This window comes from Streptomyces hygroscopicus subsp. hygroscopicus (assembly GCF_001553455.1).
GTDB lineage: Bacteria > Actinomycetota > Actinomycetes > Streptomycetales > Streptomycetaceae > Streptomyces > Streptomyces hygroscopicus.
On sequence record NZ_BBOX01000232.1, the window covers coordinates 1 to 3163 of the forward strand.

Consider the following 3163-nt stretch of genomic DNA (forward strand, 5'->3'; position numbering starts at 1 on the left):
CGCCCCCTGCCCCCTGCCCCGCTGCTCAACGGCGCCGAAGGCGCGAGACGGCGCCGCACCCGGCCGAGCCGAACAGCCCCGGCTCATGGGCACGCCGTACGCCTCATGACTCGCCAGGGACGCCCGGCGCCCCGCGCGACAACAGCCCAAGCACCCCGCACCGCGACTGCCGCCCGGCACCCCGCGCGACGACAGCCCAAGCACCCCCACACGACGACAACCGCACGGCCCCCCGCGCGACAACAGCCCAAGCACCCCGCACGGCGACAACCGCACGGCACCCGCACAGCGACAGCCCTGACACCCCCACGCGACAACCGCACGGCACCCCGCACGACGACAACCGCACGGCGCCCCGCGTCTGGCCCATCACGACGGGCGGCCGGACTCGCCCTGTGCCCACACTGATCACATGGCAGAGCGAGAACGGCGCCCGTCGCCCACCAAGACGAGCCCCCGGCCACGGCCGCCCCGGCCGGAGGAGGCCGCCCGGCACGCGTGCGAACAGCTCGCCTCGCTGATCGTCCACGAGCCCGAGGGCGTCTGCGGTGTGACCCGTCACGAGGACGGCTGGGTGGTCAGCGTGGACGTCCTCGAAGTGCCCCGGATCCCCGACACCACCAGCCTGCTGGCCACCTACGAGGTGCGCATCGACCAGCTGGGCGAACTCCAGGAGTACCGGAGGGTCCGCCGCTACCGGCGTGGTGCGGCCGACGACTGCTGAGCCGACTGCTGAAAGCTGCCGAGCCGAAAGGACGTCCCGACATGCCCACTGGCACGTACACCGAAGAGGTCGTCTGCGTTCAGCGGACCGGCACCCTCTACGACGTCCTGGAACTCATCCTCGACCGCGGCATGGTGATCGACGTCTTCGTCCGGGTCTCCCTCGTGGGCATCGAGATCCTGAAGATAGACGCCCGCATCGTGGTCGCCAGCGTGGACACCTATCTCCGGTTCGCCGAAGCCTGCAACCGCCTGGACCTCGAATTCGACCGCAGCAAAACCGTTCCCGAACTGCTGGGCGGGATCGCGGGCGGCGGTGGGGGCCCGGCCGGGCGGATGGCCACCGGCCTCGGCAAGAAGAAGGCCAAGAAGGCGGTGGGCGGCCTCGGGGAGAAGGTGAAGAAGGCCGTCGGGGCCGACGGCGACGAGGAGGAAGAAGAGGGAGAAGAGGGAGAGGAGGCGGAAGCGGAGCGGGAGAGCCGCCCCCGGCGGCGCACCGCCGCCACCGCCGCCCGCAGCCGCCGTTCCGCTTCTCCTTCCGAGGGTTCCTGATGGACAGGAGGACTGAGCCATGACCGCGCCCCGGAGCGTGTACGTCTACGGCGTCGTCCGCGCCTCTCACGCGGTGCCGCCCGGCCGCGCCGGGGTGGGCGAGCGGCCCGCCCCGCTCCGTACCCTCCCGGCCGGAGCGCTGGCCGCGGTGATCAGCGACGCCCCCGACCGGCTGCGCGCCAAGCGGCGCGACCTCCTCGCCCACCAGGACCTCGCCCTGGCGCTGGCGGCGGACGGGCCCGTGCTGCCGATGCGCTTCGGGATGGTCGCCCCCGACGAGGAGTCGGTGCGGCGGCAGTTGCTGTCCTCGCAGCAGGAGTGCCTGGTCGCCCTCGAACGCGTCGACGGGCGGGTCGAGATGAACCTCAAGGCGCTGCCCACCGAGACCGGTCTGGACGCGCTGGTACGGGAGGACCCCCAGGTGAGCCGGTTGCGCACGGCCGCGCGCAGGGCCCCGGGGTACGAGGCCAGCGTCCGGCTCGGCGAGGCCGTGGCGCGCGGGCTGGAGCGCAGGGCGTCGGCCGCCGCGGCGGTGGTGCTCGCGGAGCTCTCGGCCGTGGCGGACGCCGAGGTGCACGGTCCGAGGGTGGAGGGATGCGTGCTCAACGTGTCGTTCCTGCTGGACCGTCGGGAGCAGCGGCGGTTCCGGGGTGTGGTGGAGCGTTTCGCGGCCGGCCACCGCGACCGGGTCGAGTTGCGGCTCACCGGACCGCTGCCCTGCTACAGCTTCGCGGAAGGCCGGGTCTGAGATGGGTGTGCTGAGCCAGGTCGTCCTCTTCCCGCTGGCGCCGGTGCGGGGAGTGGTGTGGGTCGCGGAGCGCATGCGGGACATGGCGGAGGAGGAGTTGTGCCATCCGTCGGTGCTGCGGGCCCGGCTCGCCGCGCTGAACGAGGCCCTGGAGTCGGGGGCGATCGGTCCGGAGGAGTTCGACCGGGAGGAGGACCGGCTGCTGGACCTGCTGGAGCGCTCGGACATCCGCGCGGGACGGCCGCCCGGACACCCGCGGAGCAAGGACGAGGAGGAACGGCAAGGTGAGGCGTCGTGACTGAACGTGGCCTGGTCCAACCCCCTCCCCCCATCACCGGTCCGCGCACCTGCGACCTCGCCGAGGTGCTGGAACGCGTCCTGGACAAGGGCATCGTGATCGCCGGGGACATCAAGATCGATCTGCTGGACATCGAACTGCTCACCATCCGGCTGCGGTTGTTCGTCTCCTCCGTGGACACCGCCCGCAAGGCCGGAATCGACTGGTGGGAAACCGACCCCGCCCTCTCCTCGCGCGCCGCCCGCGACGCGCTCGCCCAGGAGAACGCCCAACTGCGCGACCGGCTCCACGCGTTGGAGTCGCGCATGTCGCGCATGGACCCTGATGAGCTGAGCACGATCGGCGCCGCGACCGCTGAGAAGGGTGGCGACGCATGACCCCGCCCGAACCCGCCGCCCTGGTCTACGTCTTCGCGGTCTGCCGCGGCGGCGACCTCACGGCGTTGGCGGAACTCCCCGGGCTCGGCACCGGCGCCCCGGTCCGTACGCTCCCGGCGGGTCCGCTCACCGCCGTCGTCCAGGACGTGCCCGCGGCCGGGTTCGGCGAGGAGGCGCTGCGGCAGCGGCTGTCGGACCGCGATGAGCTGGAGCGCTGTGCCCGCGCCCACCACGCGGTGATCACGGCCGTGTCGGCGCTGGTCCCGGCCGTTCCGCTGCCGCTGGCCACGCTCTATCTCGACGACGGCCGGGTCCGCGAGGCCCTGGGTGAGCGGCGGACGTCATTCCTGACCGCGCTGGACCGGATCGCGGGCCGGGCGGAATGGGGCGTCAAGGTCTACGCCCCCACGGGAGCGCCGCCGTCCGCCCCGGGCGCGGGCCCGGGCGCGGGCGCGACCCCGGGCC

General features: G+C 73.3%; 6 protein-coding genes. All 6 read left to right on the plus strand.

What is annotated here, in order from left to right:
* Window positions 1–412 precede the first annotated feature (412 nt).
* On the plus strand, window positions 413–724 hold the full coding sequence (gvpO, locus tag AXW62_RS23340; protein WP_030822203.1) for a gas vesicle protein GvpO: 312 nt from the start codon (window positions 413–415) through the stop codon (window positions 722–724).
* A gap of 41 nt (window positions 725–765) precedes the next feature.
* Window positions 766–1275: a gas vesicle protein GvpJ gene (gvpJ, locus tag AXW62_RS23345; RefSeq protein ID WP_060946228.1), complete on the plus strand. Its 510-nt coding sequence runs from the start codon at window positions 766–768 to the stop codon at window positions 1273–1275.
* Between the two features lie 19 nt (window positions 1276–1294).
* Complete coding sequence (locus tag AXW62_RS23350) at window positions 1295–2023, plus strand: GvpL/GvpF family gas vesicle protein (RefSeq protein WP_030822197.1); 729 nt, start codon at window positions 1295–1297, stop codon at window positions 2021–2023.
* Window position 2024: 1 nt separating this feature from the next.
* The gene (locus AXW62_RS23355; RefSeq protein WP_060946229.1) at window positions 2025–2321 is read left to right on the plus strand and encodes a gas vesicle protein GvpG; all 297 of its coding nucleotides are present in this window, start codon (window positions 2025–2027) and stop codon (window positions 2319–2321) included.
* Window positions 2318–2698: a gas vesicle protein gene (locus AXW62_RS23360; RefSeq protein WP_060946230.1), complete on the plus strand. Its 381-nt coding sequence runs from the start codon at window positions 2318–2320 to the stop codon at window positions 2696–2698. Before AXW62_RS23355 ends, AXW62_RS23360 begins: the two co-directional genes overlap by 4 nt.
* Window positions 2695–3163: GvpL/GvpF family gas vesicle protein (locus AXW62_RS23365; protein WP_169808169.1), on the plus strand; the 469-nt coding region annotated here is incomplete at its 3' end. The genes AXW62_RS23360 and AXW62_RS23365, both read left to right, overlap by 4 nt.